The sequence below is a fragment of the Phycisphaerales bacterium genome (assembly GCA_035627955.1).
Taxonomy (GTDB): domain Bacteria; phylum Planctomycetota; class Phycisphaerae; order Phycisphaerales; family UBA1924; genus JAEYTB01.
Window position 1 is genome coordinate 167962 of the sequence record DASPKU010000021.1, and the last position, 25981, is coordinate 193942.

The 25981-nt window shown below is 69.6% G+C and carries 22 protein-coding genes; 7 read left to right on the forward strand and 15 right to left on the reverse strand.

Annotation, left to right across the window (positions count from 1 at the left end; all coding sequences use genetic code 11):
- Positions 1 to 18: 18 nt before the first annotated feature.
- The 4 genes from VD997_17160 to VD997_17175 form a co-directional block, all read right to left on the reverse strand.
- Positions 19 to 1584, reverse strand: a complete 1566-nt coding sequence (locus tag VD997_17160; GenBank protein ID HYE63724.1) for a glycosyltransferase — start codon at positions 1582 to 1584, stop codon at positions 19 to 21.
- Positions 1585 to 1678: 94 nt separating this feature from the next.
- Complete coding sequence (locus VD997_17165; GenBank protein ID HYE63725.1) at positions 1679 to 2434, reverse strand: class I SAM-dependent methyltransferase; 756 nt, start codon at positions 2432 to 2434, stop codon at positions 1679 to 1681.
- 20 nt (positions 2435 to 2454) lie between these two features.
- Entirely contained in the window at positions 2455 to 2937 is a 483-nt protein-coding gene (locus VD997_17170) for an HAD hydrolase family protein (GenBank protein HYE63726.1), read from the reverse strand.
- 38 nt (positions 2938 to 2975) lie between these two features.
- Positions 2976 to 4157, reverse strand: a complete 1182-nt coding sequence (locus VD997_17175; GenBank protein ID HYE63727.1) for a glycosyltransferase family 4 protein — start codon at positions 4155 to 4157, stop codon at positions 2976 to 2978.
- Between the two features lie 105 nt (positions 4158 to 4262).
- On the opposite strand from VD997_17175, the gene VD997_17180 reads away from it, so the two are divergent.
- Positions 4263 to 5444, forward strand: coding sequence for a glycosyltransferase (locus tag VD997_17180; protein ID HYE63728.1), 1182 nt, complete (start codon positions 4263 to 4265; stop codon positions 5442 to 5444).
- A 342-nt stretch (positions 5445 to 5786) separates the two neighbouring features.
- Here the strand turns inward: VD997_17180 and VD997_17185 are convergent, their stop codons facing one another.
- The gene (locus tag VD997_17185; GenBank protein ID HYE63729.1) at positions 5787 to 7400 is read right to left on the reverse strand and encodes a glycosyltransferase; all 1614 of its coding nucleotides are present in this window, start codon (positions 7398 to 7400) and stop codon (positions 5787 to 5789) included.
- Entirely contained in the window at positions 7397 to 9862 is a 2466-nt protein-coding gene (locus VD997_17190; GenBank protein HYE63730.1) for a hypothetical protein, read from the reverse strand. Before VD997_17190 ends, VD997_17185 begins: the two co-directional genes overlap by 4 nt.
- A gap of 44 nt (positions 9863 to 9906) precedes the next feature.
- Between VD997_17190 and VD997_17195 the strand changes: the two genes are divergently transcribed.
- Both VD997_17195 and VD997_17200 read left to right on the forward strand, forming a co-directional pair.
- Complete coding sequence (locus VD997_17195) at positions 9907 to 11610, forward strand: PfkB family carbohydrate kinase (protein HYE63731.1); 1704 nt, start codon at positions 9907 to 9909, stop codon at positions 11608 to 11610.
- A gap of 93 nt (positions 11611 to 11703) precedes the next feature.
- Positions 11704 to 12834 carry a glycosyltransferase gene (locus VD997_17200; protein HYE63732.1) on the forward strand — a complete coding sequence of 377 codons (1131 nt, stop codon included), beginning with the start codon at positions 11704 to 11706 and terminating at the stop codon, positions 12832 to 12834.
- Between the two features lie 50 nt (positions 12835 to 12884).
- Here the strand turns inward: VD997_17200 and VD997_17205 are convergent, their stop codons facing one another.
- The 5 genes from VD997_17205 to thiL all read right to left on the reverse strand — a co-directional run bounded on the left by VD997_17205 (position 12885) and on the right by thiL (position 16356).
- Positions 12885 to 13325, reverse strand: a complete 441-nt coding sequence (locus VD997_17205) for a biopolymer transporter ExbD (GenBank protein HYE63733.1) — start codon at positions 13323 to 13325, stop codon at positions 12885 to 12887.
- Complete coding sequence (locus VD997_17210; protein ID HYE63734.1) at positions 13322 to 13768, reverse strand: biopolymer transporter ExbD; 447 nt, start codon at positions 13766 to 13768, stop codon at positions 13322 to 13324. Before VD997_17210 ends, VD997_17205 begins: the two co-directional genes overlap by 4 nt.
- 48 nt (positions 13769 to 13816) lie before the next feature.
- Positions 13817 to 14620, reverse strand: coding sequence for a MotA/TolQ/ExbB proton channel family protein (locus VD997_17215; protein ID HYE63735.1), 804 nt, complete (start codon positions 14618 to 14620; stop codon positions 13817 to 13819).
- A gap of 93 nt (positions 14621 to 14713) precedes the next feature.
- Complete coding sequence (gene tsaE / locus VD997_17220) at positions 14714 to 15403, reverse strand: tRNA (adenosine(37)-N6)-threonylcarbamoyltransferase complex ATPase subunit type 1 TsaE (GenBank protein HYE63736.1); 690 nt, start codon at positions 15401 to 15403, stop codon at positions 14714 to 14716.
- Complete coding sequence (thiL, locus tag VD997_17225) at positions 15403 to 16356, reverse strand: thiamine-phosphate kinase (GenBank protein ID HYE63737.1); 954 nt, start codon at positions 16354 to 16356, stop codon at positions 15403 to 15405. Before thiL ends, tsaE begins: the two co-directional genes overlap by 1 nt.
- Positions 16357 to 16412: 56 nt before the next feature.
- On the opposite strand from thiL, the gene VD997_17230 reads away from it, so the two are divergent.
- The 3 genes from VD997_17230 to VD997_17240 are packed head-to-tail and all read left to right on the forward strand — an operon-like array spanning position 16413 to position 17901.
- On the forward strand, positions 16413 to 16652 hold the full coding sequence (locus tag VD997_17230) for a UPF0175 family protein (protein ID HYE63738.1): 240 nt from the start codon (positions 16413 to 16415) through the stop codon (positions 16650 to 16652).
- Positions 16609 to 17133: a DUF3368 domain-containing protein gene (locus VD997_17235; GenBank protein ID HYE63739.1), complete on the forward strand. Its 525-nt coding sequence runs from the start codon at positions 16609 to 16611 to the stop codon at positions 17131 to 17133. The genes VD997_17230 and VD997_17235 overlap by 44 nt, the downstream gene beginning before the upstream one ends.
- A 15-nt stretch (positions 17134 to 17148) precedes the next feature.
- Positions 17149 to 17901: a class I SAM-dependent methyltransferase gene (locus tag VD997_17240; protein ID HYE63740.1), complete on the forward strand. Its 753-nt coding sequence runs from the start codon at positions 17149 to 17151 to the stop codon at positions 17899 to 17901.
- A gap of 48 nt (positions 17902 to 17949) precedes the next feature.
- Here the strand turns inward: VD997_17240 and VD997_17245 are convergent, their stop codons facing one another.
- From VD997_17245 to VD997_17255, 3 genes are all read right to left on the reverse strand, one after another.
- The gene (locus tag VD997_17245) at positions 17950 to 18933 is read right to left on the reverse strand and encodes an FKBP-type peptidyl-prolyl cis-trans isomerase (GenBank protein HYE63741.1); all 984 of its coding nucleotides are present in this window, start codon (positions 18931 to 18933) and stop codon (positions 17950 to 17952) included.
- A gap of 169 nt (positions 18934 to 19102) precedes the next feature.
- The gene (locus VD997_17250; GenBank protein ID HYE63742.1) at positions 19103 to 20818 is read right to left on the reverse strand and encodes a GspE/PulE family protein; all 1716 of its coding nucleotides are present in this window, start codon (positions 20816 to 20818) and stop codon (positions 19103 to 19105) included.
- Positions 20819 to 20838: 20 nt separating this feature from the next.
- Positions 20839 to 23676, reverse strand: coding sequence for a secretin N-terminal domain-containing protein (locus VD997_17255; protein ID HYE63743.1), 2838 nt, complete (start codon positions 23674 to 23676; stop codon positions 20839 to 20841).
- A 228-nt stretch (positions 23677 to 23904) separates the two neighbouring features.
- Between VD997_17255 and VD997_17260 the strand changes: the two genes are divergently transcribed.
- Positions 23905 to 24888 carry an ABC transporter substrate-binding protein gene (locus tag VD997_17260; protein ID HYE63744.1) on the forward strand — a complete coding sequence of 328 codons (984 nt, stop codon included), beginning with the start codon at positions 23905 to 23907 and terminating at the stop codon, positions 24886 to 24888.
- A 131-nt stretch (positions 24889 to 25019) separates the two neighbouring features.
- On the opposite strand, the gene VD997_17265 is transcribed toward VD997_17260, so the two are convergent.
- Positions 25020 to 25931, reverse strand: coding sequence for a hypothetical protein (locus VD997_17265; protein ID HYE63745.1), 912 nt, complete (start codon positions 25929 to 25931; stop codon positions 25020 to 25022).
- Between the last annotated feature and the right edge of the window lie 50 nt (positions 25932 to 25981).

Consider the following 25981-nt stretch of genomic DNA (forward strand, 5'->3'; position numbering starts at 1 on the left):
CTATAGGACTCATCGGACCTATAGGACGGATGCGATGTTGTCGTATATGCGGTGCACGGCGAGGCCTTGGGCTTCGTAGGTGGCTCTGCGCGCGTGGATGGCGCCCTGGTGGAGCCATGAGCTGATGATGACGTCGGTGGCGCCTGTGGTGTGAGCGTCGAGGGGGGCGATGACGGGCCGGTTGAGGAGGGTGGTGTTGTGGGCGGCGGGGTTGTCGTCGGTGAAGGCGGCGATGTGGTGGGCGTGCTCCTGGTAGATGTGGAGGAGCTCGGTGGTGTGGTTGCCGACGCCGTGGATGAGGAGGGTGCGATGGGCGAGTGAGTCGAGGAGGGCGCGGAGGTGGTGCTCGGCGTCGGGGGGCGTGCAGCCGCTGCCGTGGGGGGAGGGTGCGGTGAAGCTGGGGTTGCGGTCCTGTGGCCAGATGAGGGGCGGTTCGCTGGCGGCGGCGCGGAGGAACGCTTCGGCGGCGTCGGCCTGGGCCGCGAGGGTGTAGCGGCTGCTGGTAATCGAGGCGATGGCAGCGCGGCTGAGGTGGGGCAGGCGGTGGAGGTTGGCGGCGATGGCGCGGGCAAGGTCTTCGCCCGCGGCGTGTTCGTCGGCGGTGGTGGGCGTGGGGACGAGGACGCCGTTGCTGCTGTTGATGACCTGGGCGGCGCCGGACTCGGTGTGCGTGATGAAGGGGACGCAGCCGCGGGAGAGGGCTTCGAGGAGGGCGAGGGAGAGGCCCTCGGCGCGGGAGGGGAGGATGAAGATGTCGTGGTCGTCGAGGAGGGCTGGAACCTCGCCGGGTGTGGCGGCGTCGCGGAGAATGATGGTGTCGAGGCCGGCGCAGGCGCGGGCGAGGTCGTCGCGCGCGGGGCCATTGCCGATGATCGTCAGCGTGTGACGGAGGCCGAGCTGCGTGAGCGTGCGCGAGAGGGTGGGAAGTGCGAGAACGCGCTTGATGTCGCGGTCGAGGCGGCCAAGGTAGAGCAGGCGCGGGCGGGCGGTGTTGAGGCGCGGGCGCGGCGGGTTGCTCGCGTCGATGGGGGTGGCGTTGGGGATGTTCCAGATGCGGGCGTGGGGGATGCGGGCGCGGAGGGTGTGTTCCAGGTGGTCGCTCACGGCCGCGATGTGCGCGATGACCGGTGAGTAGAAGTCGAGGACGCGGAGGTCGTAGGGGCTGTCGAGCTGGCACCAGCCGGCGATGCGGAACTGGTCGGGGATGTCGCGGGTGAGGGCGGCGAAGAGGCCGGCGGAGTCGCCGAGGTGCTGGGGGATGCAGATGACGGGCTGCTGTGTTTGCTGGTTGAGGGTGGTGATGGCGTGGCGGTAGGTGGGGAGGTAGGGCGAGAGGTCGCCCCGGGAGGCGCGGAGGGGGGCGAATGTCGGATGTGGGATGTCGGATATCGGATGTGAAGGCAGGCGGAAGACCTGCAATGCGGGGTGCAGGGGGATGTCGAGCGGGGCGGACTCTTCGGGGTGGAGGAGGAGAGCGGTCGTGTGGCCGCGGGCGGCGAGCTCGCTGGTGAGGCGTGCGGCCCAGACCTGGACGCCGCCGATGGTGAGGCCGGTGGGGAGGGAGATGAGGAGGGGGGGGAGCACAGGGGAAGCGGAAACCGGAAAGCGGAAGGCGGAAAGCGACGTCTGTGTGACAACTAGGGGTCAACCACCGAGATGAGGACATCTCGGTGGCACGTCAGGTCGTTGCTACGCACCAGTACTCTCCCCATCTGGTGGTGAGGTGGGTGAGGGTGAGGTTGGCTTCGCGGAGCTCGCTCAGGAGCTGGTCGGCGGTGTACTCGGTCTCGTGGGTGGGGTCGAGGCGCCACTCGACGCCGAGCTGCTGCTTCCACGGCACGCGCCAGTCGCGGTCGAAGGCGGGGACTCGGATGAGGAAGCGCTTGGGGGCGTACCACTCGCCCCACTGGGCGAGGCGCTGGGGGCGGTGGGTGATGTGCTCGAGGACGTTGGAGAGGACGATCGTGTCGTACTGGCCCGGAGCGCGGAACGTGGTGATGTCGCCCTCGAGGTAGGTGATTGAGAGGTTCTGGTTGGCGGCGGCGGTTCGGGCCTTGGCGAGGTTCTCGGGTGACCAGTCGACGCCGGTGATGCAGGCGCGGGAGCGGGCGGCGATGCTGGCGGCGAGGGCGCCGACGCCACATCCAAGGTCGATCACGCGCTCGCCCGCGGTGATGTTGTCCACGAAGAAGTCGTGGTATCGCATGAGAGCGTGCTTGGGGTGCAAGCCTTGGTGCAGCCCCGCGGCGATGGCGGCGTAGCCCTCTTCCTCGTAGATGGCGGAGTCAAGGGCCATGAGGAAGGTGGCGCGGTCGATAGGCGAGAGCTGGCGGGAGAAGGCGCGGAGGGCGCCGAGCCATTCCTTCATGGCCTGCGGGCCCTTGGCGAGCAGGGCGGGGTCAAAGGTGATCGGGTGAGCGGTGGTGGAAGGCATGGTCGGGTTCCGGGTAGGCATCAAGGGGAAGGCAGGTCGAGGAACCAGTCGATCACCTCGCGGACGGCGCCGTGACCGCCGGGCTTCTTGGTGATGAGCTTGGCCGCCGCGAGGCACTTCTCGTGGGCGTCGGCGACGGCGATGCCGAGGGCAACGTGCTGCATGCAGGCGATGTCGTTGACGTCGTTGCCGACGTAAGCGACCTGGTCCGCAGTGAGGCCGCGGTCGGCGATCATGGTTTGCAGTGCAGGCAGCTTGTTCTTGGCGACGACGCAGGGGATCTTGAGCTTCTCGCAGCGCTTCTGCGGGGCGGGGTTCACCTCGGCGGTGAGCACGGCGATGAGGGGCAGGCCGCGCTCGCGGAGGAGGCCGACGCCCAAGCCGTCGGAGCGGTTGGCGAGGACGCCTTCGGTACCGTCCTCGAGGACGAGGACCTGGTTGGTGGTGAAGACGCCGTCGAAGTCGAAGACGAGGAGTTTGATGCTGGAGAGCTGGGGGGCCATGGCAGTAGGTCCTATAGGTCCTATGGGTCGTATAGGTCCTATGCAGCAGCGGGCTGGAGCAGCGCGTCGCGGTGTGCAGCGAGTTCGAGCTGCACGATGGTGGGGAGGCCGTAGCGGCGGCGGGCGGTGTGCGCGGCCGCGGTGCCCAGGCGGGAGCGGAGGCGGGGGTGGGTGAGGAGGTCCTCAATGGCGGCAGCCAAGGCGCGCGGGGTAGGCGCGACGAGCAGGCCGTCGGTGTTGTGGGCGATGACCTCGAGGCCGGGCGCCTGCGCGGCGATCACCGGGGCGCCGGTGGTCATGGCCTCGATGACGGTCTTGGGGTGCCCCTCGAGGGCGGAGGCCTGCACGTAGATGGTGCAGGTGTGCATGCGGGCGAGCAGGTCGTGGTGGGGGATGCGGGGGGTGAGGGTCACGTTGACGGTCAGGGCCTCGGCGAGGTTGCGGAGGCTGGGCCGCTCGGCACCCTCGCCGAAGACATCGAGGCGGGTGGTCTCGCGGAGCGCTTTCGGCAGGAGCGAGAGGGCCTCGATCAGCAGGTGGACGCGCTTGCGGGGGACGAGCTGGCCAGCGTAGAGCAGGGTCGCGGCGTCGCGCTGCTGCACGGGCGTGGGGTCGGAGGTGAGGTCGACGTAGTTGGGGATGAGGCGGGTGCGGGCGGGGTCGAGCGCGTGGCGCGCGACAAGGTGGTCGAGCATCTCCTGCGTGGTGCCGACGACGAGGTCCGCGGCGGTGCAGAGGGCGTGCTCGCGGGCGCGGGTGCGGTGAGCCTCGGGTGACTTCGGGCCCTTGTCCGATTCGACGAAGAGCGACCAGGGGTAGCCGCCGCGGGCGATGAGGGCGGTGGGGTGGTTGCGGCTGCGGAGGTGATTGGTGATGGCGAGGGCGAGCTCGCCGCCGTGCATCTGGTTGGTCTTGACGATTGTCGGTGAGTCTGCGGGGATCAGCGCGGCCACGCGCGCGGGGGCGGCGGCGGTGTAGTCGGCGGGCGGGAGATTGTCGTGGTTGCAGACGACGTGGACCTTGTGGGCGTCGGCGGGGGCGAGGAGGGGGGCGAGGATGCCGGGGTCGGTGGAGTGGCCGTGGGTGACGAGGATGATGCGTGCGTAGTGGGGGAGGAGCTCGCGATAGAGGGCCCACTCGCGGGCGAGCATGCCGGTGTCACGCCAGGTGGCGAGGGAGACGCTCTCGGTAAAGGTGAGGATGAGGGTGGCGTGGCGCATGGGATGGAATGCGGGCTGAAAGCCCGCCTCCCCGGTTCGATCGGCGATTGAGGGGGTGTGTGGGGAGTTTTTTGCGCGTGGGGCGCGGGTGGTCGATGGTGGGGTATGGCTCTGATTTCGGTGGCGTTGCCGGTATGGCGGGCGGCGGGGACGTTGCGCGAGGCGCTCGGCTGTGTGCTGGGGCAGACGCACCGTGAGCTGGAGGTGCTGCTGGTCCTGAACGGGTCAGACGCGGAGACCCGGCGCGTGGCAATGGAGCAGGCGGCGGCGGATGGGCGGGTGCGGGTGCTGGAGATGGCGGAGGCGAGCCTGCCCGCGGCCCTGAACCTGTCGCTGCGGGAGGCGCGGGGCGAGTTTGTGGCACGGATGGACGCGGATGACTGGTGCGGGCCGGAGCGGCTGGCGCGGCAGGCGTCGTTCCTGGTGGAGCACCCGCGGGTGGCGGCGGTTGGGTGCGGGTGGGAGGTGGAGGAGGATGGGCGCGTGACGGCAGTGGTTCGGCCGCCGGCGGACCCGGCGGAAGCGCGGTGGCGGCTGCTGGTGGAGAACCCGTTCGCACACGGGGCGATGATGCTGCGGCGCTCGGCGGTGCTGGATATGGGCGGGTACGACGAGTCGATGGTGCGGGCGCAAGACTATGACTTGTGGGTGCGGCTGAGCGCGCGGTGGGGGGTGTGTGCGTTGCCGCAGGTGATGTACCGGCACCGGCGCGCGCCGGGGGGGACGTACAGCGCCTCGGAGCTGCAGGCGCGGCACGCGGCCGTGGTGATGACGCGGGCATGGGCCGCGCTCCCGGGGGGCGGGGATGTGTCGGGGGAGCTGGCGCGGGCGATGGGGGTGGAGGGCGGGCGGGCCTTGGCGATGGAGGCTCTTGAGGCGCGCCTGCGCGAGGAGCCGACGCGCGGGGCGCTGATGGCGTGGCTGTGGGTGCGCGGCGTGCTGGGGGCGGAGAAGAGCGTGGTGGAGGTCTGCCGCGGTGCGCGGGCGCGGGAGGTGGCTTCATTGATCAAAGCGGCGGGTGCGAGCGGCGTGTGGCTGTGGGGGGCGGGGGCGCACTGCGGGCGGGTGCTGGAGCTGCTGCGCGGGACGGGGCTGGAGGTGCTGGGGCTGGTGGATGACGGGCTGGTGGGGCAGGAGCGGTACGGGTTTGTGGTGTCTTCGCCTGCGGCGGTGCGGGCGGGGGAGGACGTGTTATTGGCGAGTGATGCGCATGAGGGGGCGCTGTGGGAGGCGTCGCGCGGGGCGCGGGAGCGCGGGGTGAGGGTGTGGCGGTTGTACTCGGAGTGAGAAGAAATATTGGAGGTGGGATTTGGGAGGTGGGGTTTGGGATGTCGTATATGGGGCGCCGGTCGTTGAGCGGTGATGGATCTCGCCCGGTTCTCCTCCGCCCCCTTCGGGGCGGCTGAGTGAATGTGGCAAACCACCAGTTGCGCGACGGCGAAGCGCCGTCGCTTCACTGGTGGCAACACTCTGGCGCCCCGTTGGGGCGAAGAGCACCGAGATGAGGACATCTCGGTGGCACGATGGGTGCGCAACGGCGAAGCGCCGTCGCTCCACTGGTGGCAACACTCTGGCGCCACGTTGGGGCGAAGAGCACCGAGATGGACACCTCGGGGCACGAGCGCTCGTTCACGCGGCTTCGTAGAGCGGGACGACGTGGTCGGCGAAGGTGCGGGCGCGGGTCAGCATTTCGCGTTCGTGCTCGTCGCTGGAGATGATGAGGGCGTGGGCGTCGAGCAGGGGGAAGTGGGCGGGTGAGAGGACGGGCTTGCCGGCGATATGAGGCGGAGGGCCGTGGGGGGTGCCGGCCGCGTCATCGATGATGGCGACGAGTTCGGGGGTGCTGGCGATGGCGGATGCGAGCGCGGCGGTGTGGCGGCCGCAGCCATAGAGAGCGAGGCGCGTGCGGCCCTGCTGGCGGAGATGGGCGAGGGTGCGGCGGAGGCGGCGCTCGCCCGGGCTTGGGCGCGGCGTCACGGAGAGCGGCAGGTCGACTTCAGCAGTGTCGATGCCGACGGCGCGGAGCTCGGTGAGCCAGAGATTGGCGAGGTGGGCGGCGCGCTCGGGGGCGAAGGGGCCGATGGCGCTGAGGGCGTGGAGCGTGCGGGTCCACCGGCGGGTGATCGCGTCGGGCGTTGCGTGGTCGCCGGGGCATGCCGCGGCTTCGTTGAAGAGCGCGTTGAGCGCGGGGGCGCGGGCGGCGGGGGAGAAGAGTTGGAGTGCGCGGGCGTGCGCGGCGCTGGACATGGCGTGCAGCGCGCCGGGGCTGTTCACGAGAGTGGAAAGGGCCGCGGCGAGGGCGGGCATGTCGCCGGTGGGGATGATGAGGCCGTCGGAATGGCTGCGGATCCAGTGCGTGGCCTCGCCGCAGGAGGTGGTGATGGCGGCGGGGCGGGCCGCGGCCATGGCCTCCATCACGCACATCGGCGCGGCCTCTGAAGCGGAGACCAGGAGCAGAAGGTGGTGCTCGTGCAGGAGGTGCGACATGCGCGCGGGCGGCACCGCGCCCGTGAAGGTGACGCGGGGCGAGTGGGGTGCGAGGGCGGCGCGGAGCTCGCGCTCGGCGGGACCCTCGCCGGCGATGGTGAGGTGGAAGTGGACGGCGCGGGCGGCGAGGGCGTCGCACAGGTGGGCAAGGTCGAGGACCCGCTTGTGGTGTTTCTCGAGACGGGCGGCGTAGAGCAGGCGCAGCGGGTGGTCGCCGCCCAGGGGCGGCAGGGGCGCCGGCTCTCCGGGCACGTCGATGAAGGCGGGGGCGGTGGCGCGCGGGGGCGGTAGTTCGAGGCCGAGCTCGGCGGCGACGGTGAGGGCGCGCCGTCGGCCCTCGTGCGACACGGCCCGCCAGGCGTCGGCGAGCTCGAAGCAAGTGGTGACGAGCGCCTCGCCGTCGTGGGATGCGGAGTGGAGCCAAGCGGCGCAGCGAGTGCCGCGGTAGTGCTCCAATGAGGCGGCGGCGAAGGCGTGGGGGAGGTCGTTCGTGAGGACTACGTCGACATTCAAGCTGCGAAGCGCGTCGCGTACGGCGAGCACCTGATCAACGGCGTCGGCGCCCTTGGGCCAGGTGCAGAGCGCGACGCCGGGGGCGCCGGCGAGAGGGGATTGCGCGACGTCTGTGTCGGTGAGGGCCTCGCCGATGATCAGCGGGCGTGCGGGGGTGTGGGGAGCCTCCAGGCGCGCGGCGGAGAGGCCGGCAGTGGAGACGCCGGAGACCTTGGCGGGGCGGTGGAGGGCGACGACGTTCATGAGACGGGCGGCAATGTCGGATGTTCGATGTCGGATGTCGGATGTGACAGCGAAGCGTTGAAAGAAGTGGCGACGAGCTCGAGCATGCGTTGTGCGAGGGCGTCGGTGGTGAGGTGCTCGCGGGCGACCTTGGTGACGCGATCGGTCACACTGACCCGCCAGGCCTGGTCGGTGAGGGCGCGGGTGATGAGGGCTTCAAGCTGGGCCTCGGTCTGGAAGGTGGTGTCGGCGAGGTCGCCGAAGAGGAACGCGGGGTTGTGGTCGGGGGCCATCGCGTTGCGGAGCCGGCGCTGGTTCTCGCGCCGTGAGGTGGGGAACCACATGATGGGACCCTCGTGCGGGTGGCCGAGGCGCGCGAGGTGGTCGGCGAGGGCGTGGAACTCGGGGTGGTTGGCGATCTCGTAGCCGACGCGGGCATTGGCGGTGTCGACGTGGTCGGGCGTGCGGTCGATGGTGGCGAGCTCGGCGGCGGTGCGGAGGCCGGCGTGGGCGTCACGGAACAGGCGGGGTATGCACAGGCCGCCGGCGAGGTAGCACTCGACAACGCGCTGGTGCACAAGGGCGGTGCCGGAGAGGTGCAGGTGCACGCCGGCGCAGCGGTAGCTGGCGCGGAGCTCGTCGTTGTGCGGGAGCTCGCCGCGGGCGAACTCGGCAAGCGTGGGGTGCCTATCCCAGTGCTTGCCGTAGAGGTGGAAGCGGAGGTTGCGCCGGCGGGCGATTGCGGCGGCCCACTCGAGGGCCTCGTGACGGATGAGGCGGTCGGCGAGCGGGATGGCCGCGTGCTGGTAGATCTTGTGGAGCGTGTCCTGGTCGGCGGGGGAGTCGGGCTCGCGGCCGAGCGCGTTGCGGAGGCGGTCGCGGGCAGCGTTGCGGAGGCGGAGGTGGTGGCAGGTGTGGGCGCACTCGCTGGCCGCGGCCTGGATTTCGGGCCAGAGGGCGTCGAAGGCGCGCTGGGCGCCGGGGTTGTGCCGCATCTCGGCGCGGAGGCGCTCAAACATGGCCCGCGGCGTCTCGGCGTGGTGGGAGACGAAGGCGATGTCGCAGGTGTGCTTGCGGGCGAGGTCGGGTGCGACGGGGCCGCGGTGGAACTTGTGAGGGTCAGCGACGAGGGCGATGGGCAGGAGGCGGTCGGTGGGGTACTCGTGCCTCAGGAAGAGGTCGGCGAAGGTGTGGCCTGCGATGAAGTCGAAGTCTGTTTGCGCACGCCCCAGCTCGGCGCGGAAGAGGTGGGGCATCGCGTCCTGGAGCCAGGCGATGTAGGGGATGCGCGGCGGGATAGCGCGTGCGAGGCAGGCGCGGGGGTAGTTGATGGTGATGATGAGGTCGGGGTCGAGCTCGTCGATGGCACGAAGGTACGCGTTGGCCGCGAGCTCGGTATGGGCGTCAGGCTCGATGAGCACCTGGGCGCGGTGGCCGGCGCGGGTGAGTGCGGCGGCGAGGTCGTGCGCGGCGTGCTGGACGTACGTGGAAAAGCGCGAGGTGGGGAGGAGGATGCGGAGGTGAGACGGTGAGGCGGTGAGACGGTGAGACGGTGATGGAGGTGTACCGAAGCATTCGCGCCAGTAGGTTGCGTCGCGCTCGGCGTACCGGGTGGTCAGGGCTGTGGTGAGTTGCTCGAACTCAGTGTGCTGGTGGGTGAGCGCGGCGGAGACGGTATCGGGGAGCGAGGGGGTGCACGGCGTGGGGAGCGTGGGGCTCGGCAGGACGATGGTGGGGAGGGCGTAGGGGGTGCGCTCCCGGAGTTTCGCGGCCAGGCGCGTGGTGGCATCGGGGCCGATGTAGAGCTCGACGCGCGGGTCGTTGAGTTCGCCGGTGAGGTCGGTGATCGCGAGCTGCTCGAGGAACTCGGCGGGGTCGTGCTGGGCGATGATGATGCGGGGGGCGAAGCCGATGGGGCTCGTCGGGGTGGCGTCGTAGAGGGCTTTGAAGAGAGGGGCGGAGAGGCCGTGGAGGACGATGCGGGAGAGGTCGGCGGCAGATCGCTGACGGACCTGGTCGAGCAGGGCCTTGGCGTGGGCGTGCTGATTGATGAAGCGGGTGGTGCGGAGGGCGGCTGAGGGCTCGGCGGCACGATGGGCAGTGCGCGGACGGGTGATGAGGTTGCCGTCGAGGGTCTTGAAGCAGTCGTGGGTGGGTTGGATGTTGTCGAGCTGCAGGGCACCGAGATGAAGACATCTCGGTGGCACGACGGTGTCGTCCGGCAGGCGGGCGACGGCGGCGCGGAGGGCGTTGACGTCGGGGTGGTCGGGGAGCAGCGCGAGCTGCTCGTTCGCGAGGGTGCGGAGGCCCAGCCGCGCGAGGTTGGCGGCGGTGAGGAAGCGGAGTGCGTGGTCGCCCTGGATCTGGTCGAGGGCCTGGGCGGCGAGGGGGAGGAAGTCCCAGGGGCGGCCGGACTGGCCCGCGCGGACGAGGTCGTCGCGGGTCAGCGTGCGCGGAGTTTGAGCGCTGGGTGCTGCGGGCACGGAGGATGTATCGGCGCAGGCGGGGCGCGGCCGATAAAGGGGCGATGAGCCCGAATACCACAGGGTGGGGGGATGGCACGCGCGGAGGCAGCGGTAGTGGGGGGGGCGGCCTGCCCGCGGGTGTGCGCGCGAAGATCGTGAACCGCGAGCAGCTGCTGGCCGCGCGGGCGGAGGCGCGGCGTGCGGGGCGGGCGCTGGTGCAGTGCCACGGCTGCTTCGACATCGTGCACCCGGGGCACATCCGGCACCTGCGGCAGGCGCGGAGCCTGGGCGACCTGCTGCTGGTGAGCATCACCGGTGACCCGGGCATCAGCAAGGGGGTGGGGCGACCACTGATCCCGGAGGAGCTGCGGGCGGAGAACCTCGCGGCCCTGGACTGCGTGGATTACGTGTACGTCGACGACCAGCCCACGGCGCTGTCGCTGCTGGAGGCGGTGAAGCCCGACGTGTACGTGAAGGGCAAGGAGTACGAGAGCAACAACGACCCGCGGTTCGCGGCCGAGCGGCAGGCGGTTGAGCGGGCGGGCGGGCGCGTGGTGTTCAGCAGCGGGGACGTGGTGTTCAGCTCGACGGCGCTGATTGCGGCGCTGGAGCAGAGCGCGGACCCCTACCACCAGCGGCTGGTGCAGCTGTGCCAGCGGGAGGAGCTCTCCGGTCCGACGCTGTACTCGCTGATCACGTCGTTCAAGGGAAAGCGCGTGGCGGTCGTCGGGGAGGTGATCCTCGACACGTACATCCTCTGCGACCGGCCGGAGGTGGCGAGCGAGAGCCCGGTGATGACGCTGCGGCCGCTGGAGGCGCGGCATTACGACGGCGGCGCGGCGGTGGTGGCGCGGCACCTGGCTGCGCTGGGTGCGAAGCCCGTGCTGGTGACCGTGCTGCCGGCAACGCGCGACGGCGCGGCGTTGCGCGAGCGGCTGGAGGCCGAGGGCATCGAGGTGCGGGCGATGGCGGTGAAGACGCCGGTGCCGGAGAAACAGCGGTTTTTAGTGGGCGCGCAGAAGGTGATGAAGGTTGATCTGGTGGAGCCGCTGGTGCTGGATGCGGGGGCGCAGGAGCGGTTTGTGGAGATGGCGGTGGGGGCGTGCGGAGAAGAACCGCCGCGGAGCGGCGGGGTACCCAGGGCCGAGGCCGCGATCGTGACGGACTTCGGGCTGGGGCTGTTCGTGCCGAAGATGATGGCGCGGCTGTGCAAGGGGCTGCGGACGCGGGTGAAGACGCTGACGGGGGACGTGAGCGGCAAGCGGAGCAACCTGCGGTTCATGCGAGAGATGGACCTCCTTTGCCCGAGCGAGCAGGAGCTGCGTGAGGTCATGCGGCTGCACGGCGAGGGGCTGCCGCTGGTGGCGTACCGGCTGCTGGAGGCGACGCAGTCGAAGGCGGCGTTCGTGACGCTGGGCGCCGACGGACTGATTGCATTCTCGCCGGTGGAGGGCGCGGAAACGGCGGAGGGGTGGACGACGCGGCTCAACAGCGAGCACGTGCCGGCGCTGGTGCCGATCGCGCTGGACCCGCTGGGGTGCGGGGACTCGCTATTGAGCGTGGCGACGCTGGCGCTGAGCGCGGGCGGGTCGCTGGTGCAGGCGGCGTTCCTGGGGGCTTGCGCGGGGGCGGTGCAGGTGCAGCGGCTGGGGAACATGGCGGTGACCCCGGCGGACCTGCGCGGGGTGGTGGCGCGGGTGCAGAGTTCGAGGTTGGTATTTGCGGGGGAGAGGGCGGTGTCGGAGAGGGTCTTGCAAAGGGCGTGATGGGGTACGTGCAAGGTGTCCCGATCCGAGACTTCGCCCAGGGCGGCTCAGTCTCGGCTTCGGTTCGGCGTGCGGTTTGCGGGTGGGTTTTCCATGATCTCGTACGTCATTCCGACGCGGAACCGGCCTGAGCGGCTGAAGCAGACCTTGTGGGCGATCGAGGCGCTGGGGGATCACCGCGCGTGCGGGGGAGCGGAGGTTGTCGTCGTTGATAATGCGAGCACCGAGCGGTTGATCATGCCGGCGGAACTGGCCTGTGGGGGGGCCGGTGCGGTGCCGGTGCGGGCGGTGCTGCTGGATGAGAACATGGGGGCGGCGGCGAGGAACATCGGGGTTGCGGAGAGTGAGCCAGCGTCGGAGTGGATCGTCATGCTCGACGACGACTCGTACCCGGACGACACGGCGTTCATGGAGCGGCTTGCGGCGCAGCCGGCGGATGTGGCGGCGGTGTCGGCGGACATCTGGCTGGACACGCGCGGGCGGGCAGACACGCGAGAGAGCGGTGGGCTGCCAGAGGTATTCATCGGGTGCGGCGTGGCGATCCGGCGGCGGGTGTTCAAGGAACTGGGCGGGTACGACGCGGCGTTCGGGTATTACGCGGAGGAGTACGACCTCGCGGCGCGGATGCTGCTGGCGGGGCACCGCGTCGCGTTCGAGCCGCTGTTCAGCGTGACGCACGCGAAGGTGAGCAGCGGGCGCGACATGAACACGATCCTGGGGCGGCTGGTGCGGAATAACGGGTGGGTGGCGCAGCGGTACGCGCCCGAGTCGTGCCGCCTGGCTGAGCTGCGCGAGACGCGGCGGCGCTACCGGCGGATCGCCGCGAAAGAGCGGGCGCTGTCCGGCTTTGGGCGCGGGCTGGTGGAGCTGCGGAAGACGTTGTGGCGGCAGAAGCGCACGCCGATGAGCGTGGAGCTGTGGGACCGGTTCACCGGTCTCGCGGCCGCGCGGGCGGCGCTGCAGCGTCAGTACGCGGCGCGCCCGTTCAGGAGTGCGGCGATCATCGACCCGGGCAAGAACGCGTGGGTGGTAGCGCGGGCACTGGAAGAACTGGGCGTGCGGCTCACGGGCGAGGGCGAGGACGCGGAGGTGAGCGTGATTGGCACGATGTCGCCGGGGCCGATGATGGACGCGATGCGGAAGCGCGCGGGCGGGCGGCAGCGGGTGATCATGCCCTGGGATGTGGGTGAGGTTGCGATGGAGCGGGTGCGCGAGGCGGCGTGACGCAGGTCGACTGGGTAGAGGCACGACCCGAAGACGGATCGTGCCACCCGTCAGTTGAGGCCGACCTTGCGGATGCCCAGGCGATCGCAGATTTCGTGCACGCGGACAACGTCCTCGTAGGCGACGTCGGGTGAGACCTCGACAGGGACGACGAGGTTCTCAGGGCCGACGCGGGTGGCTTCGGCGGAGAGGGCGCTCTCGATCTGATTGACCGTGATCGGCGTCGCGTCGTTGATGGCGATCTGCGTGACGCCGTTGGCGGAGCGTGTGAGCGTGAGGCGCAGGCGCGTGGGCTCGGCGGCGGTGGGCTGCGCGGCGGCGCTGCGGGTGGGCAGGTAGGACTTGAGGAACCACTCGGGGCCGAGGAAGGCCGTGCTGGCCATGAAGAAGATGAGGATAACCATGACGACGTCGACCATCGGCGTCATGTTGGGCCCGACGTGGGTCTCGTAGAGGGCCTGAGCGTTGCGGCGGCGGAAACTGTGGCTCATGCGCCCCCCGACTTCTCGGTGACGAGCCACACGGCGGTGAGGCCCGCGGCGCGGCAGGCCTTCACGACAGGCTCGACAGCGCCGTAGCTGAGGCGGCGGTCGGCGCGGACCTGGACGGTGGTGGTCGCGGCCTTGTCGCCCACGCGGGCACGGAGGGCGTCGGCGAGGGCATCGCGCGGCACCTCAACGCCGTCGAGCAGGATGCGGGAAGTGAGGTCCAGGCTGCCGGAAGCGCCCTCGGCGGTGACGGTGATGACGACGGGCTTCTGTTCTTCGCTGGTGGCGCCGATGCGGGACTCGGGCAGGTCCACGCGCGAGCGTTTGTCGGCGGCGAGTTTGCCGACTATGAGGTAGAAGATGATGAGCACCATCACCACGTCGATCAGCGGCGTGACGTTGATCTTGGCCGCGGGCTGGTGAGGATGGAAGGTGCGGAGACGCATGGAGAAAGTGAAAAGTGGAAACCGAAAAGCGAAAATGAAGGCGTGGCGTCAGGTGTGGGAAGGAGCTTTGATCGCACCGGCGATCACGGCGCGCGGGCCTGCGCCGACGGGGGCATCCTCCGGCTCACGGACGGGCAGGAGCTCGATGATCTCGCTCGCTGCGACGATGCCGCGGGTGCAGAGGCGGTCGACGACCCCGCGGTAGAGGCCGTAGATGAGCAGGCAGGGGATGGCGAGGCAGAGGCCCAGCAGGGTGTGGAAGAGTGCTTTGCTGATGCCCAGCGAGAGGTCGCCGGGGCCGGCCTGGCCGCCGGCTTCGCCCAGGCTGGTAAAGGCGAGGATCATGCCGTAGACGGTGCCGGCGAGACCCACGAGCGGGCCGAGGTTGCCGATCACGTTGAGCACATCGATCTTGCGGAACCAGCGGGCGGACTCTTCGCTCGCGGCGAGCTCCGCGGCCTCGCGCATGGCCGCCTTGTCGTGCACGGGCGCGGCGAGGGTCGCCTTGACCACGCGGGCGACGAAGCTCTCATCCTCGTGCACGGCCATCGAGAGGTCTTCCCAGCGCTTGGCGCGGGCAAGGTCGCGGAGGCGGGCGATGGTCTTGGGCGGCGTGATGTTCTGCTCGCGGACGTCCATCATGCACATGAAGATGGCGGCGACGCCCGCGACCGAGCCGAGCAGCAGCAGCACGGTGAAGAGGTCGAAGGACTTGACGAAGAGGGACCAGAGGCCGCCGGTGGCGACGGGGGTGCCGCCACCGGCAGCGGGGGTGGTTTGCGCGAGGGCGGGAAGGGCGAGGACGGCCGCGCCGAGGAGGGCGAGGAGGCAGAGGCGGGCGAGGGTGATCATGGGTGGGGATGGTAGGAGGACTCTGGAGGGTCCCCGCCGCACAGAGAAGTGCACCGAGATGAGGACATCTCGGTGGCACGGACGCGCCCGGTGCTAGACGTTCTCTTCGTCGGTAGGCTTGATCTCGCGCGAGGTCTTGTAGCCGCCGGTAAACCACTGGTACATGTCCGCGTCGCGGGCGCGTTCGTCGATGAACGGGTAGGTGGCGGATGTCGGGGAGACCCAGCGGCCGGTGACGCGGCACTTCGTGGGCTCGCGGTCGCGCAGCCACTCCAGACGCGGGCGGCTTTCCCAGCTGCCCGGCAGCCGCAGGGTGATCTGACGACGCGAGGGGCCGGCCGCGGCGATCTCGATCCAGGCGCACTCGTCTGGCAGTGCCTTTGCGATTCGGCGCGGCCACTCGATGAGCGCGACAGAGTCTGTTGCGGCCTGACGTGAGTGGTGGTCAAAGAGCCGGTCCCAGCCGAGTGCATCGAGGTCTTCCTCGCTGGTGAGGCGGTAGGCGTCGACGTGCGTGATACGCCCACCCGCGAGGGCATTGCGGGCGGCAGGGGGAATCGGGTACTCGTTGACAAAGACGAACGTGGGGCTGGAGACGAGACTCGTATCAACGCCGAGGGCGCCTGCCAGGGCGCGCACGAAGGTGGTCTTGCCCGCACCCAGGTCGCCCTCCAGGGCGAGGACATCACCAGAAGCGAGCACTGAGGCCAGTCCCGCGGCGAGGGCGCCGGTGGCTTCCTCGCTGTCGCTGGTGCGCTGGATAACGATGGTGGCCCTGGACACTACGTGTGCTCCCAGCCCCGGCCTGAGACGTCGAGGCGTTCGCCGTCGAGCAGAAGGTAGCACGCGGGCTCGCCGGCGAGGCAGCGGCCGATGCGGGTGATGGGCGTGCCGGTGAGTGGGCATGTGGGCGGCAGTGTGACGGCGGTGTCGGCGGTGAAGAGGAGCTCATAGTCCTCGCCGTCGGAGACGGACTGGAGGACGAGGTTCCGGTCCGCCGAATGTTGGCGGGCACGATCATGAAGACATGATCGTGGCACATCGAGCTCCAGCTGTACGCGCGAGGCCGCGCCGAGCCTGCCCGCGTCGATGCCCAGACCGTCGGACAGGTCCATCATCGCGTGCAGCTGCGGGCCGAGGGTGTCGGCGAGCCAGTGTGCCTCGGTCACGCGCGGCTCGAAGGTGAGGTGCCGGCCCATGCCGGTCGCGGCGTCGAACGAGCCCCCGATGCGGCCGGTGATGTAGACGTGGTCGCTGGGCCTGGCGGTAGAACGCAGGACCGGGCCGCGGGAGGGATGCGGGAGCCCGACGAGTGTGATGGTCAGGGTCAAGGGCGTTGCGTCGGTGGCAAAAGACGCGATGTCGCCGCCCACGAGCGGGGCGCCGAAGTGGCGTGACCAGCGCGAGCAGGCGTCAAAGAGCTCATCGGCGCGGCGCTGCTCGTAGCCGGGGGGCAGGGCGCACGCCGCGAGCGCGGCCCGCGGCGTGCCCGCCATGGCGGCGATGTCGGAGACCGCGCGGGCAATCGCCTTGCGGGCAATCAGGTCCAGCGGTGTGCCCGGCGTGAAGTGCCGGCCCTCGATGAGCTGGTCGGTCTTGAGCAGCACGCCAGGGTGCGCGGCCCCGACACCAACGAGGGCGCAGTCATCACCGGGCCCCACGAGCACCTGTGGAAAGGCGGCGCGGAGGTCGGTGGAGCGGTTGTAAATGAGGGCGAGCAGTTCGCCTTCGCGCATGGGCCATGGTAGAGCGAGCGCTATGGGAGTGGTGCGCTCCGGGACTATGATCCGGCATGACCATCACGATCCCCGACGAAGTTCTCAAGAGTTCGGGATTGACTGAGCGGGAGGTGCTCCTTGAACTTGCCTGCCGTCTCTTTGATATCGACCGGCTGACAAAGCATGAGGCCGCCTCCATGTGCGGCCTGGACCGGCCGTCATTCGAGGATGAACTCTTCAAACGTGGCCTTGCTGTCTACCACATGACGGATGAAGATTGGGAGATTGAGCAGCGGGCGCGGAGGGCTGGTTGAGTTGCTCATAGTCAGCGACACATCGCCGCTGCGTGCTTTGCAAGTTCTCTCGTTGCTCGGCCTTCTTGAGCCGCTGTACTCGCAAGTACTGATCCCCCCGGCTGTGTACACCGAGCTTTCTCGAGCGCGGATCGGTGTGCCCCCGCTCGACATTGCGCAGCATTCCTTTATTGAGGTGCGCTCGCCGAAGCTCGTTCGAGGGTTCCCTCGCCTCGGTCCGGGAGAATCGGAGGCGATCTCTCTTGCTCTTGAACTGGGCGCGACCGAGCTACTCATAGACGAGGTCGGTGCACGGAGTGTCGCCACGACACTCGGCATGAAGCCCATCGGCGTGCTTGGTGTTCTCATCCAGGGAAAGCAGCGCGGGCTGGTTCAGCAAGTGGCGCCATTGATTGAGCAACTCCAACAGCGGATCTCATTCAGGGTGTCTGATGCGGTCGTCGCTGAGGTGCTCCGGCAGGCGGGTGAATCGCGACCCTGAGATAGGAGTGCAGATTTGTCCGACCTCTACACCTTCCTCGCCCACCGCGGCCTCGCCTTCGCCAACCCGTTCAGCGAGCCCTCGATGCAGCGGGCTATCGACGTGCTGGCGCTCGCGCCTGGAGCGAGCGTGGCCGACTTCGGTGCTGGGTCTTGCGAGCTGCCGATCCGGCTGGTGGAGAAGTACCAGGCGAAGGTCGCGGCCGTGGAGCTGTCGGCGCGGATGGCGGCGTGGGCGCGGGAGAAGATCCACGCTCGCCTCGTGGCAAAGAACCTGCCCGGCGGCGTGACCGTGCACGAGGGCGACGCGGGTGCGTTCCGCGCCACCATGGAGCCGCACTCCTACGACCTCACGATCTGCATCGGCTCCTCGCACGCGCTGGGCGGGTACGAGAAGACGGTGCAGGTGCTCAAACGGCTGACGCGACCCGGCGGGCAGGTGCTGATCGGCGAGGGGTTCTGGGGCAAGGCGCCGCCGGAGGCCTACCCCCAGGCGACGGGCATGACGCCCGACGAGTTCCACACGCACGGGGGGAACATCGACCACGCCTGCCGCGAGGGGCTGACGCCGCTGTGGGCGATCACCGCCAGCGAGCGCGAGTGGGACGAGTACGAGTGGGCCCACGCGCGGAACCTTGAGTCACTCGCGCAGGACAAGTGCGACTCGGGCGCGGCGTTGATCGCCCGGGGGCGCTCCTGGCGCGAGGCGTACTGGAAGTGGGGGCGGGGCGTACTGGGGTTCGGGCTGTACCTGTTCCGCTGCCAATGAAAAACCGGCCCTGTGCAGGCCGGTTTCGTTGCGGGTCAGCGGGCAGAGTTACTTGTGGTCGTGACCGGCGTGGTCGTTGGGCACCGGCACGGCCGTGGGCGGGGGCGTGGGCTGCGGCTTGGGGGCAAGGTTGCGCGCCGCGACCAGCTCCAGCTCGATGTCGCAGGTAACGCCGGTGGGTCGGTTGGTGACCTCGGGCATGGAGTTGTTGAGCTGCTTGGGGATGTGGATCTTGCGCTTGCCGCCGACCTTCATGCCCTTGAGCGCCAGCTGCATGGCGTCGTCGCGCGGGCTGTAGCGCATTTCGCCGGGCAGCCAGACGTAGGGCGGGTTGTCATGCGTCACCTTCTCGCCGCTGGCAGGAGTGATGGTCTGCTTGACCACGCCCACGGCCATGCCCCAGATCTCCTCGCCGGTGCCCGGGCTGATGTCCTCCCAGTGCAGCGCGTCATCGAGCTGGATGACGAACACGAGGTCGGCCTTCGCCGGGATCTTGGGCGGGCTGCCGGCCTCGCCGTAGGCGAGGGCGTAGGGGATCGTGAGCTTGCGGATGCCGCCGACCTTCATGCCGGGGACGCCCTTCTGCCAGCCCTGGATGACGCCGTTAAGCGAGAAGGCGATGGGCTCGCCGCGCTCGAACGCTGAGTCGAAGGCGGGGGTGCCGGCGGGAGCGTCCTTGAGGGTGCCGTGGTAGAAGGCGACGACGGTGTCGCCCGGCTTGACCTCGTAGCCGTTGCCGACCTTCATGTCCTCGACGATGAGGCCGCCCTCGAGCTCCTTACGCTCGATGATCGGCATCTCGGGGACGGGGATGCCCTTGGGGGCCGGGGGGGTAACGGGCTGCACAGCGGTGGGCTGGCCGGCGGGGGTCGCGGGGGGCTGGCCCGGCTGAGGGGCGGGTTGAGCAGCGGGCTGCGGCTGCGTGGCGGGCTGGCTGCCCGGCTGAGCGACGGCCACGGCGACACCGGCGGCGACGATCAACATCGCGAGGACACTGCGCATGGACTTCCTTTCAGAGTGGTTGCGAATCATGGAAGGGGATGGTAGCTCAGCCGGGGGAAGCGAGTGCAACCAGCTGGTCGGCGCGAACACGGGCGAGACCGGAGCGAGAGGCTCCGGACGAGTCGCGGCTGGTGCAATGGGATAAACGCGCTGAGGGCTCCGGAGCTTGCGCTCCGATCTCGCAATGGCACTCTCTGCCTCAGTGAAGCACCCGGTAAACCTCGCTCTCGTCGGTCAGGCCCATCTTGACCTTGGCGAGGGCGTCCTCGCGCATGGGCGAGAAGCCGTGCTTGCGGGCGGTCTCGTAGAGCGTCACCGCGTCCGCGCGGGTGGCGGTCAGGCGGCGCATCTCGTCATCCATGGTCATGATCTCGTACACGGCGAGGCGGCCCTTGTAGCCCACGCCGTAGCAGACCTCGCACCGCACGTCGGACGAGCCGGGGGTGGGCACGCCGGTGCCGCCGCACGCCTGGCAGCTGCGCCGAAGCAGCCGCTGCGCCAGCACCGCCAGCAGCGAGCTGGTGACGAGGTAGGGCTCGATGCCGATGTCGACCAGGCGCGGGATGGCGCTGGGGGCGTCGTTGGTGTGCAGCGTCGCGAGCACAAGGTGGCCGGTGAGCGACGCCTGGATCGCCAGCTGCGCCGTCTCGGCGTCGCGGATTTCGCCGACGAGGATGACGTCGGGGTCCTGACGCAGGAGGCTGCGGAGGCCCGCGGCGAATGTGACGCCGCGCTTCACGTTCACCTGCATCTGGCTGATGCCCTCGAGGTGGTACTCGACCGGGTCCTCGATGGTCATCACGTTGCGGCTGGCGCGGTCGATGCGGGAGAGCGCGGCGTAGAGCGTCGTCGTCTTACCCGAGCCGGTGGGACCGGTGACCAGCACGATGCCGGTGGGCCGCTCGATCAAGTCCAGCAGTTGTGCCTGCATCGGCTTGGTCATGCCGATCTCGTCGAGCGAGAGCTGCGTGGCGGTCTGGTCGAGCAGACGCAGCACGAGGCGCTCGCCGTAGACGGTGGGGATGCAGGAGAAGCGGATGTCGACTTTGCGGCTGCCGACACGCACGGAGGTGTGGCCGTCCTGGGGCGTGTGGCGGTTGGCGATGTCCAGCTCCGTCATGACCTTCAGGCGCGACGAGATCGCGGCCGCGAGCGACAGCGGGGGGCTGAAGGCGTCCACCAGCATGCCGTCGATGCGGAAGCGGATGACGAGCTTGTTCTCCTGCGGGTGGACGTGAATGTCGCTGGCGCGCCGGCGCAGGGCCTCGAACAGGATCATGTTCACCAGTCGGATGACCGGCGTCTGGCGGGCGAGCTGGAGCAGGTCGGTGGACTGGCCCGCAGACCCCGCGGCCGCGGCGATGGCCCGCTCGTCGAGCGGCATCTCCTCGATGATTTCGGTGACGAGGTCCTGCCGCTGCTCGTAGCCGCGGTTGATGAGATTGCCCACGGCCCCCCGTGGCGTCAGCACCACGCGCACGGGCATGCCGAGGATGTCCTCGAGCATGGTGAAGGTCGCGGGCTGCATCGGCTGGGCGGTGGCGACGGTCATGCTGACGCCGTCGGACTCCAGGCCCGCGACGTGGCGGGTGCGGGCGACGTCGGGTGGGACAAGCTCGTAGAAGCGGCTCGCGGACTCGTGCCCGCGCGGCTCAGAGATGAACCTGAGGCCGGTGCGCTTGGCGAGCAGCTCCAGGGCCTGGTGCTCGTCCATGGCGAGCATGGTGAGCAGGACGTCCCACGGTTCCTCGTCGCTGCCTTCCACCTTTGGGAACTGCCGCAGCTGCTCGGGGCTGATGGCGAGGGGGCCAAAGAGCTGGGCCACGCGCGGCAGGTCGAGGGCCGCGCCGTTGGTGGGCTTGGGTTCCGCGGCGTTCTCGCGACGCAGAATCGACTTGAGGGAGTCCTTGGGCATCAGTGCTTCTTGTGGGGTTCTTAGTCGGGGTTGGGCTGGTTGGGGTCGCTGGTCTCGGGAGAGGTGTGGTCGGGGCGGCCCTTGGTCTCGCGCGGGCGCTCCTCGTGCAGCATCGCGGGGGCGGGCTGCTCGTCGGGGAGCGGGATGGGCGCGGGAGGGTCGATCGGGGCGGGCGCCGGGTCATTGATGACCGCAGGCTGGTTGAAGGCCGCGGGCATGCGGGGCGGGAGTACGGGGTTGAGCACGTCGATGGTCGCGCGCCGGAGGGGCGGCAGCTCGCTCTCCTGAAGGGCGGAGGACTGCGGGCCGCGGGTGAGGATGCGGAGGTCCTGGAAGGTGGGGTCGCGGAGGATGCGCGGCGTCAGGAAGACGTAGAGCGTGGTGGTGCGGTCGTTGTCGCGCCGGTCCTGGAAGAGCAGGCCCAGCAGCGGGATGTCGCCCAGCAGCGGGATCTGTGCGCGGGTGAGCGAGTCGCTCTTGAAGTTGAGGCCGCCGACGATGACGGTCGTGTCCGCGGGGATGGTGACGCTGTTGGCGGTGAGGCGGTTTTCGGCCTTGGGCGGGGGGAGGTTGGCCGTCGCGCTGCCGGTGAAGCTGCTGAGGATGACCTCGTACTCCAGGCCCATGTAGCCGCCGTCGCTGATGTGCGGCGTGACACGGAGTGTGGTGCCGGCATCCTCATACCCGCCGAAGCTCGTCTGCGAGGGGTTGCCGGTGGTCTGGGTGGTGGTGGCGGTGGGCTGGCTGTCCACGCTGACGATCTCGGCCTCCTCGTTGTCGTCCACCAGCAGCTGCGGGGCCGACAGGATGCGCGAGTTCACCTTCGTCTGCAGAGCGTGCATGATGATCGGAACCTGGTCCGACTTGATGACCGCCGCGGTGAGGCCGCCCAGCCCGGTCGCGACGGTCTTGACGCCCGTGATGTCGTTGCCCGTCGCGAAGCTGGAGAGGCCGAAGTTGGTGTTGAGCACGCCGCCGCTGCCGTTGGCGTTGATCAGCTGCGTCTCGAACGCGAGCCGCAGGTCGTCGCTCCACGTCACGGAAACGATCTTGGCTTCGATGTACACCTGGGCCCTGCGCTGATCGAGCTTCTCGATCAGGCGTGCGAACTCGCGCTGCTGACCCGCGGGAGCCTTGACGAGGATCTGGTTGTTGGCCTCGTCGGCGACGACGTACCCCTCGCCGTCGAGCGAAAGCTCGCCCTCGCCCGCCTGCGTTGTCGTGGCGGGGTTGCGGGTGCCGCCCGCCGGGTTGTTGCGGTTGCGGAACTGCTCGCGGGCGACGCGGCTGCTGCTGCGGCCCACGCCCGAGCCCGCCTGCCCATTCCCCGGCAGCAGCGGGCTGCTGCCCACCACCTGCGAGTTGTTGATGATCGCGTCGATCACGGCCGCGACCTCCGCGGCCTCGCTGTTGCGCAGCTTGTACACGCCGATGATCACGCGCTCGCTCTGTGGATCGATCTCGCGGATGAGGGCGTCCATCTGCTGGTGCTGCGGCTCGGTGGCGTAGTAGATGATGGTGCCGCGGGTCTCGTCCACGACCATCACCGGGCCGCCGGAGGTGATCTGGCCCTGCTGCCCCTGGCCAAGGCCCTGCTGCTGACGCAGGTTCTGCTGGTTGAACGCGGCTGCGGCGTCCCCGGCGGACTCGTTGATCGTGGTGATCTCGCCCAGGCCGCGGCTGCGGGCGATGTTGGCGATCGATGCCGCCCATGTGCCCACGGCGTAGTTCTTGGGCGTGAGGTTGTTGGGGACGTCGATCATCTCCAGCACCTGCTGGACGCGGGCGATCTCTTCCGGTTGGCCGCGGAAGATGAGCGCGTTGCCCTGCGGGTCGACGATGAGGCGGTCGGAGAGGTTGTCGAGGTTGCCGGTGCGGCCTGCAGCGGCCGGGGCCACGCCGGGCTGGCTGGGCTGGCCGATGCCGGCGTCGGTGCGCTGCGCGAGAGCGCCGACGAGCTCAAGGGCACGCTGGCGGGCGACCGATGCGGCCAGGTACCGAAGTTCCAGGCGCGTGTAGGATGTCTTGCCGGTCTCTTCGACCAGGCGGTCAACAAGGCGCTCAAGGGCCGCGAGGCGGCGCGGGGTGTCGGTCGCGAGGATGATTCCAAGATCGTCGACGTAGGTGTACTTGGTCGGCGGCTGGCCCGCGGCGGTGAAGTGGGCGCTGATGGCCTGCTGCAGGCTGCTGGGGCGGACGTTGGGCGTGCGGATGACGCGGGTCGTGGAGAGGTCATCGCCCACCTGCACGCCGATGTTGGCGATCGGGTGCACGGTGTAGATGCCAAACTCGTCGCGCGTGATGGTGTAGTTCTGCTGCTCCAGCAAGCGGTCCAGCAGCGGGATGAGCTCGTTGCGGCGGACGGGGATCGGCGCGTTGAAGACCACCGTGCCCGGCACATCACCCTGCACGGCGACGTTGATCTGGAGGGTTCGGGCGACGAGCTCGATGAGCGAGGAGAGCTGCACGGGCTCGGCGAAGGCGGGCAGGTAGACCATCTCCGACTCGCCGGCCTGGTTCTGCGGCTGGCCGGCGCCTTCGGGCGCGGGGGTGAGGGTGCCGCCAGCGGGCTGGTTGCCCGGTTGAGCACCGGGCTGGTTGCCCGCGCCCGGCTGACGCCCGGGCTGGTTGGGCTGCGGCTGGCCCGCGGCGGGGGTGTTCCCGGGGCGAGGCTGGCCGTTGTTGGCGGTGGGGGGCACGCCCTTGTCGGGCTGGCGCGAGGGCTGGGGCGGGCGGGTCATTGCCGGGCGGCTGGGCGTCCCCGGCTTTTCGCCCTCACGCGGCTGGGCTGATGCCGGCAGCCCCGCAAGAAGGATGAGGGCGAGGGCTGGGGCCAGGGTTCGGACAGGGGGGGTCATCACGCTGCTCTCCCGGGTCGCCCACCGGACGGGTGGGGACAAACGGTTATCCTTCGGCCGCGGGGCCCTGTCAACCGTAGTAGGCGGGGCACAATGTGCTACGCCCGGTCGACCGCGGAGTGCCCCTGACGAACTCAATATGCCCCCACCCATCGCCGCGCTCGCTCATGTTGAGGAAATAGCCCCCCGCAGAAGGGTGTGCGTTGTGCACGATGCGGGGGTGCGGAGATGAGCGGGGAAGCCCCTGCACGCCCGCGGGTTGTGAGCCTGCTGCCCTCGGCGACAGAGGCCCTGTGTGCCATCGGCGGCGGAGGGCTCCTGGTGGGGCGTTCTCATGAATGCGACTTTCCGGCGTCGGTTGCGCACCTGCCGGTGCTGACCGGGCAGCGGACGCACGCGACCGACCCGGCGGAGATCGACCGGCAGGTGTCGGCGTCCCTGAGCGCGGGCGAGGCGCTGTACACGCTGGACGCGATACTGCTGGAGGGGCTGCGGCCGGATGTGATCCTCACGCAGGACCTCTGCGAGGTGTGCTCGATCGACCTCGCCCACGTCCAGCGGGTCGCCGCGTCGTTCTCCTGGCCGGTGCAGGTCGTGAGCCTCAACCCGCACACGCTCGAGGGGGTGCTCGATGACCTGCTGACGGTCGGGCGGGCGGTGGGGATGGAACGTGCCGCGACGGAGACGCTGGTGCGGCTGCGGGGGCGGCTGTTCGCGGCGGAGGAGTTTGTGAACCCGTACGCCGACGGTCCGACTGTCGGGTTCCTGGAATGGACCGACCCGCTGTTCTGCGCCGGGCACTGGACGGTGCAGATGATCGAGCGGGCGGGCGGGCGGCACCCGCTGAACCCGACCGTGGCGCAGGCCAATGCGGGGGCCGCGGCGGGGCCACAGCGGGCGCAGCGGTTGGCGGGGAAGTCGGTGCGGGTGCCGGAGGAGGTCTTTGTCGCATCGGCACCTGAGTACGTGGTGATTGCGCCCTGCGGCCTCTCGCTGGAGCGCACCCGAGCGTGCGCCGCCGCCCTGGCCCAGAAGCCCTGGTGGCGCGACCTGCCTGCGGTCCGTCAGCGGCAGGTGGCCCTGGTGGACGGTAACCAGATGTTCAATCGGCCGGGGCCCCGCCTGGTGGACGCCTTCGAGTGGCTGGTGGGTTGGCTGAACGACCGGCCGGAGGTGATTCCCGACGGGTTCCCGTGGGAACGCGGCGTCTGACGGGTCCTGTGCGCGAGCACAGGAGGATCCCTGCAAGCGGACTAAAAACGGGGCCCTGAGGGCCCCGTCTGTGCGCTGCTGTTCCGGTGCCTCCTGAGCGTGCGCTCAGGGCTCCTTTGCTCGCCTGAAACTCAGGGCGTTCCGCTCGGCGGGCGGCAGTCCTCGTTGCGCCCGACGCGCACCGTCTTCATGATGAAGGTGCTGTCGGTCCCGCTGCCGGTGCACTCGCCGCAGCTCACTTTCTGTCCGCTGTACCACCAGTGCTGGGTGGCGGGGAAGTCGTAGTAGCAGAACTTGTCATCAGGGAAGCTGGCGGGGGTGGAGTGGTAGCGGAAGATCCACTGACCGTTGGGGTCGGGGACCATGGGGTCATAGTTCTTGACGCACCCGGTGCACCCGAAGGAAAAGCAGTCCACGGAGGTGGCGGCCACCCCCGTGATGATGACCTCCATTTTGTAGGCGGATTCATCCAGCAGCTTCTTGAGGGGGTCGATCCCTTCGGGGTCGCAGCTCAGGTCGAGGGGCGCCACCGCGATCTGCGACAGGCCCGGGGCGGCTTCCCAGCCGATCTCCTCCAGCAGCGTCATGACCTCGACCGGATCGTCAGACACCTCGATGAGCTGGTGCATCGGGTCATCCGTGTACAGGCCTTCGGTCATGTTCTTAGGCTCGGAGCCTTCGATGTCCGCCCGGACCACACAGCAGAGCTCGGAGTGGTTCTTGAAGATCTCGGCGCTGCCGTAGTGGTCGTGCAGCCACTTCACGGCGCCGGCGAGGTTGTAGTTGGACCAGCCCCACATCGTCCACTCGCCGTCGGCGCCCTTGTCGTACCAGACCAGCGGGATGTTGTTGCCGACCAGAAGGTTGGGGTTGATGTAGCAGAAGAACCCCTTCACCTCGCCGTCGACGAGGACCGGGGCGAACGTCCAGTCCGCGAACTCCTGCGTTGCGTAAGCGGGGCGCGTGGTCGTCTGCGCCTCCACCGTTGCGGACCCGAGGAACACACCCACCGCTGCGGCCGCGGCCGCCATCCATCGACGCATGATCACTCTCCCTTATGTAGTTCCGCGGTACCACCCGCCCGCGGGGATGA